General features: G+C 33.7%; 19 protein-coding genes. 12 read left to right on the top strand and 7 right to left on the bottom strand.

The annotated features are described in order from the left end of the window. Positions 1 to 35: 35 nt before the first annotated feature. The 3 genes from ACMT7R_RS07035 (at position 36) to ACMT7R_RS07025 (ending at position 1,642) form a co-directional block, all read left to right on the top strand. Entirely contained in the window at positions 36 to 491 is a 456-nt protein-coding gene (locus ACMT7R_RS07035) for a hypothetical protein (protein ID WP_415310911.1), read from the top strand. A 318-nt stretch (positions 492 to 809) separates the two neighbouring features. After that, on the top strand, positions 810 to 1,106 hold the full coding sequence (locus ACMT7R_RS07030; RefSeq protein ID WP_415310910.1) for a hypothetical protein: 297 nt from the start codon (positions 810 to 812) through the stop codon (positions 1,104 to 1,106). Between the two features lie 32 nt (positions 1,107 to 1,138). Then, positions 1,139 to 1,642 (top strand): hypothetical protein, encoded by a 504-nt coding sequence (locus ACMT7R_RS07025; RefSeq protein WP_415310909.1) that lies wholly within the window; start codon positions 1,139 to 1,141, stop codon positions 1,640 to 1,642. A gap of 129 nt (positions 1,643 to 1,771) precedes the next feature. On the opposite strand, the gene ACMT7R_RS07020 is transcribed toward ACMT7R_RS07025, so the two are convergent. Further along, positions 1,772 to 1,951: a hypothetical protein gene (locus ACMT7R_RS07020; protein WP_415310908.1), complete on the bottom strand. Its 180-nt coding sequence runs from the start codon at positions 1,949 to 1,951 to the stop codon at positions 1,772 to 1,774. Between the two features lie 161 nt (positions 1,952 to 2,112). Between ACMT7R_RS07020 and ACMT7R_RS07015 the strand changes: the two genes are divergently transcribed. Beyond that, positions 2,113 to 2,943: a ZIP family metal transporter gene (locus ACMT7R_RS07015; protein WP_415310907.1), complete on the top strand. Its 831-nt coding sequence runs from the start codon at positions 2,113 to 2,115 to the stop codon at positions 2,941 to 2,943. 1,010 nt (positions 2,944 to 3,953) lie between these two features. Beyond that, positions 3,954 to 4,757, top strand: a complete 804-nt coding sequence (locus tag ACMT7R_RS07010; protein ID WP_415310906.1) for a plastocyanin/azurin family copper-binding protein — start codon at positions 3,954 to 3,956, stop codon at positions 4,755 to 4,757. Positions 4,758 to 5,171: 414 nt separating this feature from the next. On the opposite strand, the gene ACMT7R_RS07005 is transcribed toward ACMT7R_RS07010, so the two are convergent. The 3 genes from ACMT7R_RS07005 to ACMT7R_RS06995 all read right to left on the bottom strand — a co-directional run bounded on the left by ACMT7R_RS07005 (position 5,172) and on the right by ACMT7R_RS06995 (position 6,287). Beyond that, positions 5,172 to 5,813, bottom strand: a complete 642-nt coding sequence (locus tag ACMT7R_RS07005) for a hypothetical protein (protein WP_415310905.1) — start codon at positions 5,811 to 5,813, stop codon at positions 5,172 to 5,174. Positions 5,814 to 5,868: 55 nt separating this feature from the next. Next, positions 5,869 to 6,063 (bottom strand): hypothetical protein, encoded by a 195-nt coding sequence (locus ACMT7R_RS07000; RefSeq protein WP_415310904.1) that lies wholly within the window; start codon positions 6,061 to 6,063, stop codon positions 5,869 to 5,871. Between the two features lie 95 nt (positions 6,064 to 6,158). Further along, positions 6,159 to 6,287 (bottom strand): hypothetical protein, encoded by a 129-nt coding sequence (locus tag ACMT7R_RS06995; RefSeq protein ID WP_415310903.1) that lies wholly within the window; start codon positions 6,285 to 6,287, stop codon positions 6,159 to 6,161. 148 nt (positions 6,288 to 6,435) lie between these two features. On the opposite strand from ACMT7R_RS06995, the gene ACMT7R_RS06990 reads away from it, so the two are divergent. The 3 genes from ACMT7R_RS06990 to ACMT7R_RS06980 all read left to right on the top strand — a co-directional run bounded on the left by ACMT7R_RS06990 (position 6,436) and on the right by ACMT7R_RS06980 (position 9,544). Further along, a complete protein-coding gene (locus ACMT7R_RS06990) occupies positions 6,436 to 7,677 on the top strand; it encodes a vanadium-dependent haloperoxidase (RefSeq protein WP_415310902.1) in 1,242 nt (413 codons plus the stop codon). Between the two features lie 382 nt (positions 7,678 to 8,059). Next, complete coding sequence (locus tag ACMT7R_RS06985) at positions 8,060 to 8,863, top strand: hypothetical protein (protein ID WP_415310901.1); 804 nt, start codon at positions 8,060 to 8,062, stop codon at positions 8,861 to 8,863. A gap of 114 nt (positions 8,864 to 8,977) precedes the next feature. Continuing rightward, positions 8,978 to 9,544 carry a hypothetical protein gene (locus tag ACMT7R_RS06980; RefSeq protein WP_415310900.1) on the top strand — a complete coding sequence of 189 codons (567 nt, stop codon included), beginning with the start codon at positions 8,978 to 8,980 and terminating at the stop codon, positions 9,542 to 9,544. A gap of 373 nt (positions 9,545 to 9,917) precedes the next feature. Here the strand turns inward: ACMT7R_RS06980 and ACMT7R_RS06975 are convergent, their stop codons facing one another. Together ACMT7R_RS06975 and ACMT7R_RS06970 are read right to left on the bottom strand one after the other, a co-directional pair. Beyond that, complete coding sequence (locus tag ACMT7R_RS06975) at positions 9,918 to 10,253, bottom strand: hypothetical protein (protein ID WP_415310899.1); 336 nt, start codon at positions 10,251 to 10,253, stop codon at positions 9,918 to 9,920. 408 nt (positions 10,254 to 10,661) lie between these two features. Beyond that, on the bottom strand, positions 10,662 to 11,132 hold the full coding sequence (locus ACMT7R_RS06970; RefSeq protein ID WP_415310898.1) for a universal stress protein: 471 nt from the start codon (positions 11,130 to 11,132) through the stop codon (positions 10,662 to 10,664). A gap of 255 nt (positions 11,133 to 11,387) precedes the next feature. Between ACMT7R_RS06970 and ACMT7R_RS06965 the strand changes: the two genes are divergently transcribed. The 4 genes from ACMT7R_RS06965 to ACMT7R_RS06950 all read left to right on the top strand — a co-directional run bounded on the left by ACMT7R_RS06965 (position 11,388) and on the right by ACMT7R_RS06950 (position 14,191). Then, entirely contained in the window at positions 11,388 to 11,690 is a 303-nt protein-coding gene (locus ACMT7R_RS06965) for a hypothetical protein (protein ID WP_415310897.1), read from the top strand. 374 nt (positions 11,691 to 12,064) lie between these two features. Then, a complete protein-coding gene (locus ACMT7R_RS06960; protein WP_415310896.1) occupies positions 12,065 to 12,565 on the top strand; it encodes a cyclic nucleotide-binding/CBS domain-containing protein in 501 nt (166 codons plus the stop codon). Between the two features lie 250 nt (positions 12,566 to 12,815). Further along, positions 12,816 to 13,520 (top strand): DUF1264 domain-containing protein, encoded by a 705-nt coding sequence (locus ACMT7R_RS06955; protein ID WP_415310895.1) that lies wholly within the window; start codon positions 12,816 to 12,818, stop codon positions 13,518 to 13,520. Between the two features lie 182 nt (positions 13,521 to 13,702). After that, positions 13,703 to 14,191 (top strand): OsmC family protein, encoded by a 489-nt coding sequence (locus ACMT7R_RS06950; protein WP_415310894.1) that lies wholly within the window; start codon positions 13,703 to 13,705, stop codon positions 14,189 to 14,191. A gap of 119 nt (positions 14,192 to 14,310) precedes the next feature. Here the strand turns inward: ACMT7R_RS06950 and ACMT7R_RS06945 are convergent, their stop codons facing one another. Continuing rightward, the gene (locus ACMT7R_RS06945) at positions 14,311 to 14,847 is read right to left on the bottom strand and encodes a toxin-antitoxin system HicB family antitoxin (protein ID WP_415310893.1); all 537 of its coding nucleotides are present in this window, start codon (positions 14,845 to 14,847) and stop codon (positions 14,311 to 14,313) included. Between the last annotated feature and the right edge of the window lie 73 nt (positions 14,848 to 14,920).

The following is a 14,920-nucleotide window of genomic DNA, read 5'->3' as shown; positions in this document are numbered from 1 at the left end:
TTTTTGTAAATTAATATCAATAATGAGTGAGCTCAATGAATGTTACAAATTTAATTATATTTGTTTTATTTGGATTATTAGGGTTAATTAGTATCCTTTATTTTGTAGTTGCATACGGAGAATATACCGACTGGATGGAATTACTTGAATTCGGTATTACCAGTGAAACTACAGAGAAAATAGTTGAAATTATGCTATTCCTAATTTCAGGTATCATATATATCGGTCTAATAATATGGATTCTCAAAGTGAGGACAAGTCAAAAAATCCCTTATGTTATCTGTATTTCTATTTCAGCAGTACTGATCTTCATATATATCGCATCAAGAACGGTAGGTGTGCCAATAGTAGGAACTGAATTTTACATTGGAAGACTAGATTGGATCTCAAAAATTGTTCAGGTTCTGATAATTGGGCTGTCAGGACTCGTTTTGTATAAAATAAGCAAACACGTTCCAACCCAAAACAAAACATTTCTGTCTAAATCATAAGTTCCGAGATTTACCAAAAGAGTAAGAATTATGGGTGGACTCGCAATACGTCCGATACCTTCTATTATCCTTTTATCATTTTTTACTTTTCCATGCTTATTGTAATTTATGATTCATTTTCTCTTTCTACTTAAGATCATAAAAATTGACAGAATATATACATGATGAGTTCTTTACAGCGTTAAATCAATCAAATTCACTATACACAAGATTACCATGTAAGAATCAAACAGTCTAAAGTATAGTATAGCCGATGAATCCTAAAATCAGATATTATTGTAGAAGGTATAAAATAATACTTCTTGCAGTATAAAACATTTGAAATTTAAGATCTTTGTACATCCCTTTCGACCGAAAGTTCAAAAAGAAAAAATTCAAGAAATATTACGGTCTCTTGACTTTAAAATTTCGGAGTCAGACCCAGACATCGCATTAATTATTGGAGGGGATGGAACTTTTTCTTACTATGGGAGAAAATTAACCATTCCGATGCTGTTTATCGGTGTTCCTAATAATGAAATTTTAGGAAGTAAGAGCAGATTGGCTGAAATCCATCTGCAAGATCTTCCAAAGGCTTTGAGAAGAATTGCAAAAGGTAATTATGCTAGTTGTTGAAAAAAGAATGTTGGATGTAACGATATGGGACTTTGCCCGTAATTAGTATATTGACCGATGTTTATTTGGAGCGTGGGCTGTTTGCTGGTTGTATTAGATATTCAATTTCTATTTCCAGTGACAAGAATACTTATAAAAAGAACAAATCTACATTTACTGATTATGTTATTGGTAATGGGGTTATCATCAGTACCTCATTTGGGTCTAGTGGGTATTATTCATATTTAGATCGAATAAAAAACCCTAAACAAAATTCAAGTGAATTGTTTGATGATAACAAATTGGGAATATGTCATATCCTACCGACGTTTGCCGTACGACGCATAGGCGATGGAGCGAATTATAAAGAAATAGTTCCTATCCGTTATACTGTACCTGCTAGTAGTAGCAGTACTATTGAAATTACAGTCATAAGAGAAGCAAATATTCGCTTATATGGAACTACAATCCATTCTAAAGGAGTTAAGATCACCTGGAACAAACCTGTTACTGTCACCTCCTCAACTAAGACTGCGAAAATCCTTCATTTGGTATAGTCTAATGGTTTTTGATTTTCTAGTATTAGGCCTTACCAAAGTTCAAGATATCTGATTTGTATTTCATCATCCTTTGGGCAAGTGTTTTTCCTTGAATGAATCCAATTACCTGTAGAGTTTCTTTCTTTCTTAGGGTTCTAAAATCATAAAGCCAACACCATGTAGCTTCAAGTAATCGTGTTCATCTCTGGTAATATTGAATTGCAATCTCCCATAGACATGGTCTCTAATTCTAGGTTTGCCGTCTAGCTCCTCGAGTAACCGGTGAGCTTTGTAATCTTCAAATACCGAAAAATACTCGATCTTCATATTGTAATAAATGTCGATTTAGGATTTAAATTCTAAATATCTTATTTGATAACTAGAATTAGATCGCATCATAGATTACCAAGGTTTTTCGATTTATTTTTAATAGATTTATTCATCAAAACTTTAATCAAAGTTTAATATAATTTTCATACTAGACCATCATGGATGTTTCTTTCTTTAGCGGATTGAATCCATTGGATCAAACTATTATAGGAACTTTTTTTGCATGGTCAATTACTGCCATTGGCGCTTCCGCTGTATTTTTTACTCGTAGTATTAATAGAAAGTTCTTTGATGCACTTTTGGGATTTGCCGCCGGCATTATGTTGGCAGCGAGTTTCTTTTCTCTTCTTCTGCCCTCAATTACTCCATCATTTCAGTCTGATGGCGACCCCTATTATTGGGTTCCTGTGGCCATTGGATTTATCTTAGGTGCTATGGTAATCTGTATTGCAGACATTATAATTAGACAACTTCACCAAAAAAATCAACACCGAAATTCCACTTCTGTGGGATCACCAGATTTTGACTTTGAGAGCAAAACTGTTTTGGTGCTGGCCATAACCATACATAATATACCGGAAGGGTTGGCCATAGGAGTCGCTTTCGGTGCAGCATCGCTTGGTGTCATTGGAGCTGATCTAGCCGCGGCAATATCGCTTACGATAGGAATTTCCCTTCAAAATTTTCCAGAAGGATTGGCAGTTTCTATGCCATTGAGGGCTCATGGAATGTCCAAAATTAAGAGCTTTTGGTATGGACAGCTATCGTCGACAGTTGAACCTGTGGCAGGTGTGATTGGAGCAATGTTCGTTGTTTTAGCACAGCCGCTACTTCCTTATGCACTGAGTTTCGCTGCAGGTGCCATGATACTTGTTGTCATAGCAAAAGTAATGCCAGAGTCGCAAAAAGAGGTAAACAAGACCCTTTCTGCGTTTTGTTTTATAATAGGGTTTTCGATAATGATGGTACTGGATTTAGCACTTTCATAAATCTCCTATATCTGTATTATCACCTTTAAAGTTCCTTTTAATGGTAACACATATAAAAAGTTGTTACCACATGATGAACATCATCTCTGATCACATATTCTCTCACATAACCTGAATTTGTCGTATTGATGAAATCAATGCAATAATATAAGACTGTTCATTGGACTCAAAAAGGCCCTGTTAACTTAACGTGATTTTTCAAATGTTTTCCAATATTTCATATGGATTAGGATGAATAATATCAGAACATTATGTCTCAAATCGTGCATAAACTCCAAACAAACTTGTCGAAAGTGAGTAGTTTGGCTCAATGACAATTCAAATTTACCCTAATTCAAACGCTTAAGTTAACAGGGCCCTCAAAAAGTTACGATTTACATAAATACAATAGAAAAAAATTAGACATGCCTAAATGAATGGAGATTATCAACTAGGTCTCGTTGAGTTTAGATTATATCTAACTCTCAAAAGGATTTCCCATAACTTTTTGCTCAATAGATTAGATCATATCCGGAGGAGTCACCCTAGTCTTGTGACAATGATGCGGAACTTGATGATGTAACCCTTGTAGACTTTCAATTCATCAGTATCATCTCTTGTAGTATTTGGGGTATTGAGTTGATTAGATCTTTACGCGATCCAAAATTCCGGCATTGCCATCAATTCAATATGCTTAATATTCATTTCATGATAATTTTATTACATCATTTAGACTTGATGTTTACACCTAGGTAGTAGTTTAGAAAACTTTCTGGATATACTTGTTATTAATTTATGACCCCTAGTAGAGGCAGTGGTAGTAGTATCATATATTTGAATATTCATATACATTATCTTGCAAACATCGATATCTAATTACCAAGTATTACTAAATGCAATCAAAATCCTTATAATTATCCAAAGTGTTAGCATATTTTATAGAAATGTTTGCGAAAACTATATTCTATAAGAAATTTACCATATGCTTGCTATTGTTTACAATCACTTCCCTGGCAGTTAGTAGTTTACCAATGAATAGTTCCTTTGCCCAGATAGGATTGGCACCCATACCAACTCCCCAACAGGTATTGCCAACATATGTTATAGATATTCCTGCCGGTGCCGTATCGACAAACGCATCGATTCACTATGTTCCACCACTGGTATCTATACCTACAGGTATAACTATAGTATGGTTTAACGATGACCCGGGTCAAGTTCATACTGTGACCAGTGGCATGCCTGGCTCACAAGACTCTGGACAATTATTTAATTCGGGATTTCTACCGTATGGAGGATTCTATCAGGCAACCTTTGCTAATCCGGGAGATTATGCATACTATTGTACACTTCATCCATATATGTACGGAATAGTGCATGTTGGAGATGGTTCAGAAACGGGTCATTACTTTACAATGAAATCTGGTGCAAATCTTGAATCTGATAATAATAACAGCCCTTCTTGGACAATAAACAAGACTCAATATGACCGAACGTTGTTTGACTTTCAACCCATTAACATTGCAGTCGATCCTACTACACCTTTAGTCTATAACATTGAGCTTTCTGATAACGCTAGTAATCAAACTGTATTCACCGACACTTTTCAGGTCATAGGCGGAACCAATCTTCAGGTTGAATTCATCTCAAATAGTAACATGAACAATACAAATGTTTACGGTCCTGACATGTCAGACCCTAACACCGGAGCCTATCATGTTGAAGGAAATTTTGAGGATGGCGAATATACAATGACCGCAAAACTGGTCTCGATTGGAACGGATGTTATTGAGGACAACATTGCCGATGAGTTTAAGATAAGATTTGTTTCTTAAGCTTTAACTAATAATTTTTTTGCTATGGTGTTCTTTGTAATAAACTAGAAAAAATCTCATGTCATACCTGATTTAAGTATTGTTCTTAATGTCCATGTATATACAAGGAAAGCATTTTTAACCTAGTCATTAGATGTAATTATTTACCATAAATTATGTAATATATATTAGTAACCAAAAACTTTATAGAATATTAAAAATAGTATCCTAAAAATTTGTATTTCATCCATAATCAAAAGAAAAGCATTAGATTCAAAAATATATGAAATTACTGCGGTTTATCTTTTCTATACTTTACCGTCGACCTGTCAAGCTCCACCACATAAACTCGAAACTAATAAAAAAATAACTAGATCGAGCGGATATTTAATTAGATAAAATAATTTTATCTAGTCCTGACTTCTGCCACGTAAACTAGTGGCCTCTATGTTCTATTGCTTGAAACTCCATGAATTGGCTTATTGCATCAATTACCTCAGTATCGTTTGACTCTAAAATTAAACTGGACCCATTATTCATTTCAATAATACTATAATCAATCAAGTTCCTTTTATCGGTCATAACCTCTGTTCCAGGCACAGTTGTAGCATGGATAAATGATGATCTATTGAAATTACCTTCAGAGAATTCTTTTTGAATATTCCTTATGTGGTCTTTAATTTGAGAGACTGTTTGATTATCGTTGTTGTCCAAAGCAGAGATTTTGATTTGGCCTCCATTAGGAGTAATTACAAATTGATGAGAAATTTTACTTTGATTAAATTTCATTGCTATATCTCCACGTTTTAACATCTCTGTTTGATTCATATTCATATTCATATTCATATTCATATGATCCATTTGAGAATGATCCATAACCATTTGACCGCTGGTAAAGTTAGATGAGGAAGTTGGAATTTGCAAGATTAGGTTTGAATTTGCACCTGCTAGAATAAACCCATAAGCATTACTAAATAATAGCGTACATGATATTAGTAGTACCACCGGTAAACTGTAACAATAGGTATTGGCAAAATTTATTCTAAAAGACTGTATTTTTATAATGTCCTTTTTCATTATCATGCGTAAATCATACTCACATTTATTATTTTAATAAAAAATAAAATGGATTCTAATAGTCTATTACTATTACTATTGCGTTTCCATTTAGTACTGGCAACATTGTGCCTTCTTCAGGATTTGCTACTACGGCCCCTGTTTTGACATCCTCAGATGCATAGGCTGCAGCCTCTAGACACATTGGACACACAATCACTGAACCCGCGTTTGTAATGAATTCATTGAGTGAAGCAGATGCATTTTCCAACCCTGCAGGCGGGCTGTTGACCGCCAGATGAACACCATTTACATCAAGAAATACAGTTAAATTTCTTCCTGCATCTTGAAAGTGATTAGCCAGTGTTAACCCATGTTGGCAACATGTACTTCATATGTACTCTGAGGATCTCCACTGCTTATGTGAACAACAATATTATTGTCAGCCTGTGCAAAGACCGAACCTGCTGGAGTGTTTAAGGCTATTTGTACCACCCTCGAAGTTCAATTTAGTTTGAAATTTATTTAATTTATAAAAAGGTATCATAAAATTGAGCTCAACTATTTCTATTTTTGCCTAAAATGGTTTACAGAATGGTAACCAAAAAAGATTAATACTCAGTTTGACAAATATCACTTTCCGATGAATAGTTTCAAACATAGTTATTCTTATTATGGCTATTTACCACTGCTAGTAATAATATCTTTATTGTCTATCATTGCTATTTTATTTACAGTTGACTATGATGTTAACACTATTTATGCATCTACAGATCAGAATAATCCTGTTTCAAAATGGAATGCCTTTACCACCAATGCTTCTTTAGAACACAAATTATCTCCTCCTGCTTTGGCACGTGCATATGCCCTGGTTCATATCTCGATCTATGATGCTTTGCTTTCTTCAAAAAATGTGGATTTAGAGAATTTCACAGGTAAGGAAAGAGAGATTGTAGGTGGCGCTGCATCCGAAGTGTTATCATATCTTTATCCAGATATGAAAGAAAGAATCGGTAGCTTTTTTTTGACACCAACTCTACAAAATCAAAACAATACAGGTAGTGATTATAATTTATCCGATACCATCAAAGCTTCCGAAGCCTTTCAGTTTGGACAATCGGTAGGAAAACAAGTTATATCATATGCTGAAACTGATGAGTCTGATTCTATTTTTAACGGAACTATACCTGTTGGTGAATGCAAATGGACAGGAACTGATCCTCTAGAACCTATGGCAGGTCAATGGAAAACAATCATACTGAACTCTGGTGCTGAAATTCAACCTCCACCACCACTTGACTGCAAATCAGATGAATACAAAAAACAAGTTCTGGATATAGTCGAGGCATCAAAAAATAGAACGGCAAAACAGTTACAAGACATACATTTTTGGGGAGACATTCCACCTCCAGCTATCTGGAATAGCATATTAAGTGCTAATATTACTTCCCAGGGACTCAACATTACAGAAAGTGCACGCGCATTTGCTTATCTAAATATAGGTATGTATGATGCTGGTGTAAGCACATGGTATACCAAATTTAAATACTGGACAGAAAGACCGTTTCAAGCTGTACAAGAACTGGTCACTGAAATTCCAACACCAAACTTTCCCGGATACACTTCAGGTCATTCTACGTTTTCTGGTGCGGCATCGATAATATTAAGTGAGATATTTCCTCAAGAAAAAGAGTTTTATAAATCCTGCGCAGATGATGCTAATCTATCAAGATTTAGCGGTGGGATTCATCTAATGCAGGATTGCGAAGAGGGCTTAAAGGTTGGAAAGATGATTGGTAACAAAGTGGTGGACGATATGAGAGGAGCACCGCACACTTTTATTTTTGATGATAATCAAACAAGTTTTAACAAAATGGTTGCCTAAATTTATAAAAATAGGTATGAAAATTCACTTTCATAAATTCTATCGAATCCGTTTAATCCGGGTCAAATAGCCAAAGAATTATGACTACGTAATGAAACACAAAGATCCAATTCTATTTCAAAGTTGAAGATAGATTATACTATCTAGGTATTTTAACATTATAAGAAATGTCGATATTATTTGGCGTTCTCCGTCCCTCCCTCCCTCCCTCCCCCGCCAAGATTTTCGGTTCATGTTATTGTTACAATGTTATACAATGTAGTTATATGGTATACGATGAACAACAAAAATATATACTACCTACTTGGATTGATAGATAATACGATTAATTCAAAATATTCTCTCAACGCGAAGACTATTTTTCTTTATGGTGCTCTTAGCTTTGACTGTACCGAATATAGGTACGGGTACAAACCTGACGGTAATTGAATCAGAAGCTCAAATCGGAAGTATGTCCACTCTTCAAAATACCCCTGCTATATATGCAGTTAGTATAATTCCTGGTGCCGCTCAAAGAGACAGTCCATATCACTATTATCCTCCAGCCATTAATGTTCCAATCGGTACAACGGTAGGCTGGTTTAACAACGACCTTGGTCAGCCTCATACAGTAACAAGCGGTGCACCTGATGCTTCGGATGCAGGTGCTATTTTTAACTCTGGAGTGTTATCATCTACTTCCAATTCATTCTTTCAGTATACATTTGATAAGCCGGGAAATTATATTTATCACTGCATTATCCATCCATGGAGACAAGCAATTGTGTCAGTAGCCGATTCATATGAAAGAGGTCATTATTTTGAAATGTCTTCAGGTGTAGGCCAAGTTCTCAACCTTACAACGGATTTTAGAACATTGTTTGATTTTCAACCATTAACGATACTATTGGATAAAACTACTTCATTAGCCTACAACATCACTATTGCAAAAAATGCAAATACCACATTATTCTCGGATACATTTGTGACAAATGGTGAATCTCTACCTTTAGAATTGATAAAAAGCAATGCAAATGAAACTCTCGTCTATGGCCCGGACTTTAGTAGTACTGGAGCATACCATGTAGAAGCCCCAATTCTTTCCGGCGATTCCGAATATACTATAACCGCAGAATTGGTGTCTATAAATTCTAAAGTTCCTGAATCAATCATAAAAGATGAGTTTTCATTTAAAACTGTGACGTAATAATGAAAGCTTCAATTCTTTCTTTTGGAATCGGCCATTTTCTATATATACATCTAGTCATTTTATATTCAGATGCATAACAATGAATAATAACGTCGTACTATGACTAAAGTAATGCCAAAAAGTACTACAAACCCGAAAATACAAAGCACCAGTACAACTAATACAGCTATTCGCATTCCATCTGATACATATAAAAAAATCTCTACTCAGGCGGATCAAGAAAATAAGACTGTTTCAAGCATAATAAATGAAGTCCTAAGAAAATACGTTACGTGGGATCAGTTTGTAAGTGATATAGGCTTTGTTTTTTTGCAGAAACCTTTTGTACGAAGTATCTTCGAACAGGTTTCTGATGAAGATATAATCAGAGCTGCCAAAACCTCTTGTTATACTGGTATGAGAGATGCTATTTCATTTATTCATGGTAGGAATGATGTCGATGCTATCATAGATGTAATAAAACTATGGCTTTCTGCCTCTAAATTTACAAACACGATAATCAATTCTGAAAATAGTGTCGAGATAAGGATACAGCACAATCTAGGTCAAAAATGTTCTCTATATATGGGCGCTTTACTAACAAAGCTTTTTGCTGATTTAAACATGAAGCCTGAAAAATCGATGCTAAAGGATCATTCAATGATTTTGACTTTTAAGAACCTTCAGTCAAAAAAGTAAACTGTATGTACATTAGTAATAAGATGTGAAATTATGTGTTTGTATAGAACATCGTGATCTCCTATTTAATAATAGATATAGTATTAGACAGAATTATCTATGACTATAATTATATATTAAGTCTTTCGCTATGTTCCACGCAAAAAAGGTTCAGTCCAATTCATTATAACATTCACATCAGTTATTTAGGGTCAGTCATTATACAAAAGAATTCTTTAAATCTTTTGTATTTGGGTGAAATATCATACAAAGTGCATATATTGTAACTTTTTTAAATAAACGAAGTTAATACGACAAATCGCGAGTTTACTTTGGACAGGCTCTATTAATTCAATAGAAAGATAAGTGGAATTGGTAAATAGTAGTTTGAATGCTACTGTTTGATTAGACTATTATTATTACTTTCTGCAGGTGGTCCAGCATTTAAGTTAGGAGGATTATAAGGACAGCCTAAAGCCATGCAAGTGACAAGCCCTTCAGGTTTTTCGCTTCCATCAAGTGGTATACAAACCGGGTTAGGGCTATTTTTGTCGTATCCATAACCAGGTGTACAGCCTGACGTTATTAATGTTGAATTGCTGCTGACTTTAGAGGACTCATTTTCTACAAGAGAATTGTCTGAGATATTAGAATTTTCTTGTTCTCCACCTGTGATATTTTCATCTTGGTGAGGAATCTCTGAACTATAAACAATATTTCCTATATCCATCGGAATAGGAGGATAATAGCATGACAGCGACCATGGAATTTAATAATGCAAATAACACGATTATCAGGAAAATGGGTTTATTAGCCAATTGTATTCTGATATTGTTTCTCATTGTATTATAAATATATTTAAGAGTAGTTTTTTTGTGGATCTGATCGAATAATCAGAACATGGTAAACTTGTCTGAAATGCGTCATAACGCTCTATCATATATAATGATTGTGTATATTATTATTATTATGATAACACTCTCTTCTTCATCTCTTGGCTCATAGAAAATAAAAGAATATGATTTTGATCAAAAAACATTACAACACTATTTCTCTTCCTAGTATTTGATACAGAAGATCAAATTTTATGGTATGTATTTAGCTAGCATTACTAATTACTGTTGTATGATATTATTTACTAATGGATCAACATTACTGGGCATTTTGCCCTCTCAGAAACCTTTCTTGCAACACTTCCTAGGGCTTTAAGTCTTTCAAAGCCTTCAAGTTTTCTAGCTCCCATGATGATTATATCCACCTTTTTCTCTTTGGCGAACTCTAAAATTCTTCTAGAAACAGAAGAGTCAACGGCTACCTCAGTAATTACTTTGATATCTGTGATTTTTGCCTTGACAATCTTATCTTTTAACATGGCTTCAGCCCCTTTTCTCAAAATATTTACAATCTGATTTTCTGTTCGTTCTATTTGTGTTTCTTCCTTTACAAAAGGATTCAGTTGATCCAGTAAAACAGACCTATCTTCTATGACAAACAAAAGTGTAAGGTTAGAGCCAAATACTTTGGCAATTTGATACGCTTTAGTAAGCGCCGCATCGGATATCTCGGTTCCGTCATGAGGTACTAAAATATTGGAAAACACTAAAGTCATAACGATAATATTACAATAACGATATTTAGGTTTCTATTTGATTTGAAATTATTTGTATTGAAATTTAATCGCTTTAGCATAACTGTGAATATGCTAATAAAGCCATAATGTTTGAATATTGCTCCTAGAGGGTCAAATACTTATTTATGAATTCCTATGGATCTAAACTAAAACTCGATATGCAAACAATAACTGGCCGATTAACGAAAATCACAACAATAGATAAAGGATAGAAATACTACATTAAATAAAAATATGAATAATAATAGTAATCAAGAGAAACCATCACCAAATAGAAGTGAAATTTTGCGAGTTTGTATTCAACTATATTCTTATCAAGATAGAAGAATTAATGAGACCGAATTATCGGTAGGTGAACTATATCACGAAATATATGGTAATGATGGCCGATTAGATTTTAATAATTTTAAAAGCGATATAGACTGGTTAAATTCAAACAGTCTACTATCCCTAAAGGATAATATTGTTGCTATCGATGATAAGGTTGCAAAAAAGTTAATAGAATATGTTTTTAAACATAAAAATGAAATCTGGTGAACTCTTCAACAATCAAAATTTTAACATCAGATAATCCGAAGCAGTAGTAGCTCTTAACAAGATAAATTAAACCTAATAATTTATAAATCTTCAAACTATTACGAGATTAGATTAGGATATAAAAACAAACGATATTTTATCTAATAACTGATAGTTAACTAAAAAAATCATCTGACCATCTAGTGTATTCATCATCTTTAGATGTAGGGTGATTTAGCCATGATACATTAGCAAGACTCTATATTTGTCAAAATATTAAAGAAAAATCGTACCGCTCTATGGGGCATAGATCAGTATCTCTATAGATGATGTGTTTTACGGATTTTATAAAGTCATGCTAATATCTAAATAGATCAAAGGGCGATCATAAGCAAATGAGTCTAGAATCTATCAGCATTATGGACATATTAAATAAAAATGTCAAAACTGCGGAACAAAATCAAAATATCCTCGAAATATCCAAGATTATGTTTGATAATAATATAGGGTCTGTCGTCATTGTTGATAATTATGAAAGCAATAATCCAGTTGGAGTGATAACTGAAAGAGATATAATCAGAATTTTAAGTACAACACAGTTAGGGAATTTTCAGATGCCTGTTAGTGAGCTTATGAGTCATCCCATAATTACATTATCATCAAAGTCATCCATTTTGGATGCAATGAAACTGATGTATGAAAGAAAGATAAGGAGAATCATTGTCCTTGAAGAAAATAAGTTTGTCGGTATTGTCACTGAACATGATTTATTTAATATTTTAATGAAGAATAAGGACTTGATTACAATAGTGTCGGACACAAATTTTCCAATTCCGCAAAAGGATATGTATCAAGAATTTACACATCACTGGTTTAGCAATTCATATTTTAAATAATTATTTTCCCAATCTTTTAGAAACGATTGAACCGAATGCTTTGAATTATACAAAGTCATTTAGACATTCTAAAGACTATGGAAGAAATTATCGAAAGTGAACAAGATTGATTACATCATATGCCCAACTATGAATTTACTTTTTGAGAAAGAATTTCATTCTCCTCAACAAGGAGATAGACATTGAATATCTTTTATTCTGCCATAATATATTGAGTAGTATTTAATCTATTTTGCCAAGAAGTTTATACATGAATCACACAAGATTATGGTATCTTACATCACAAAGAAATAAGATAATGTCTTTTACCCTGGCAATGGTTTTATTCATGGGAATTTATACTATCGCATTTTCAATAGGGCAATATAGTACTGTACAGGCCCAAGGCAATAATACCGCACCTCCCCCTCCCCCTCCATCACCTATGAATGCAACTCAAATTAATACCACCTCCGCCAATGTATCAAAACCAGTAGACGGTTACGGTGGACCACCTACAGGCCCATTAACTGCAGTAAGACATGTCTTTGACGATCCAACTTTAAGGGTGTATCACTTTTGTAAACCAAATGACAAAATCATGATGGTGTGTCAGCTATATGATAGTACTTCTCCAAATGCAACGCTGATAGGAGTAGAATATATGATTGATTCTAAAACTTATCAAGCAATACCCGATAGAGAAAAACCAAATTGGCATTACCATAAAGAAGAATTTTCACCAGATAGAGCAAATCCAAAATTCCCATTGTTAAATGAACAACAACAAAAAGAATGGTTAGCAAAATTATCTGAATCATACGGTAAGGTTATCCTAAATTGGAACCCGGTGGACACGCTACCAGTATTTCCACCACAAATACAGCAAGTTCAACATCCTTTCATGGTGAATCAGAGTGTAACCAATCAGACTGAAAAACATACAGGTAGCTTTAACCAGACTTTAAGCTACTAATCATTTATTTATTTAGAAAAAGATTTGTTGACTTCATATGATTAGTTAATGGTGGTTTATCGCTAAATCACAATAATTGATATATTAAATTTCTATTTTCTTTTCTACTTTTATAAAGTAGCATTCTTAAAAAAAATTGAATAGGGCATATTAATTAATGATTGTGGAAATATATTATTATCATGACCACAGCAAATATTATAAACAATATCAACCTCGATAAAATACAAAAAACCACAGTAAACGGACAAAAAGACAAACAGTCTTTAAAGAAACCAGTTAAACTAGAAGGAGAGTGGAATTTTGATACTGAGAAAGGATATCAATTCAAAACAGAACTGGCATATGAGAATGGCAGGCAAGTCATTGAAATCGATTCACCGTCATTTTTAGGAGGAGGTGGTAATAGATTAGGACCTATGGGTTACTGTGTTGCAGGAATCACTTCATGTTTTATAACCACATTCATGACTGTCCTGTCAAAACAAGGTATTAAACTTGAAAAACTGAAGATAAATGCAGAATGTAATATCAATTTTGCCAAAACATTTGATATCTCAGATGAGCCTATCACAGAGGGTATAAATTTTGAAATTGATATTGATGATACTGCTACTACTACTACTAGCGTAGATAGGCAACAACTTAGACAACTAATAAATCATGGCTGAAGAAAGATGTCCGGCTATTTACAGTATGAGTCATATAATTAAAGTAAATGCTAAATTGAAATGAAAAAGATAACCATGGATATTCACCTATATAGATGATGGTTAGAACCATTATCTTTTCAAAAACTTATCGTAACAGAGTTATCAGTAATAATTGATTGACATTTTATTCCCAGCGTATCCCTAATTACAGTTTCTACATATATTTTTAAGAATATCGAACCTTTCTTGCCTAATTCATGTCGTATGCTAAATTTGTTTACTTTACTTTCCGTAACCTGGTGATCGTATTGGCCATATCCGCAATGATCAAAAAACATTTTAATAAAGCCAATCACGTGTGATTGGTCAATTTCTTTCCATTTAAAGAGAATAAACTCCCTTGGTGCTTTTGTTGCAATATCTACTGCAAGAGTTCTTATTTTGTCATCATCCAAGCTTTCTAAAAGTAATTTAAATGCCTCTCGGCTTAGAATTATTGTTCCAAATCTTTTCACGTATTTATTCCAGTCTACATATTCTCCAAAAATCTGATTTACGAGTGTATTCATGCTCACTTTCTTTTCTTCTGCCTCTGCTCTTAATGCTTCATCATACTCTTTGTTTATTCTAAAAGATACGGTGGAAGTTTTTTTCGTTTTCTGGTGGTGATACATCTAACGCTTATCCATTGTATGAAGAGTATACTTGCAAATAAGTACAATGTAAACGTCTTTTAGAAATATCATT

The organism is Candidatus Nitrosocosmicus sp. FF01, assembly GCF_047711275.1.
GTDB lineage: Archaea > Thermoproteota > Nitrososphaeria > Nitrososphaerales > Nitrososphaeraceae > Nitrosocosmicus.
The sequence above is the reverse complement of the archived record's forward strand: the minus strand, read 5'-3'. Positions and strand labels throughout refer to the sequence as shown.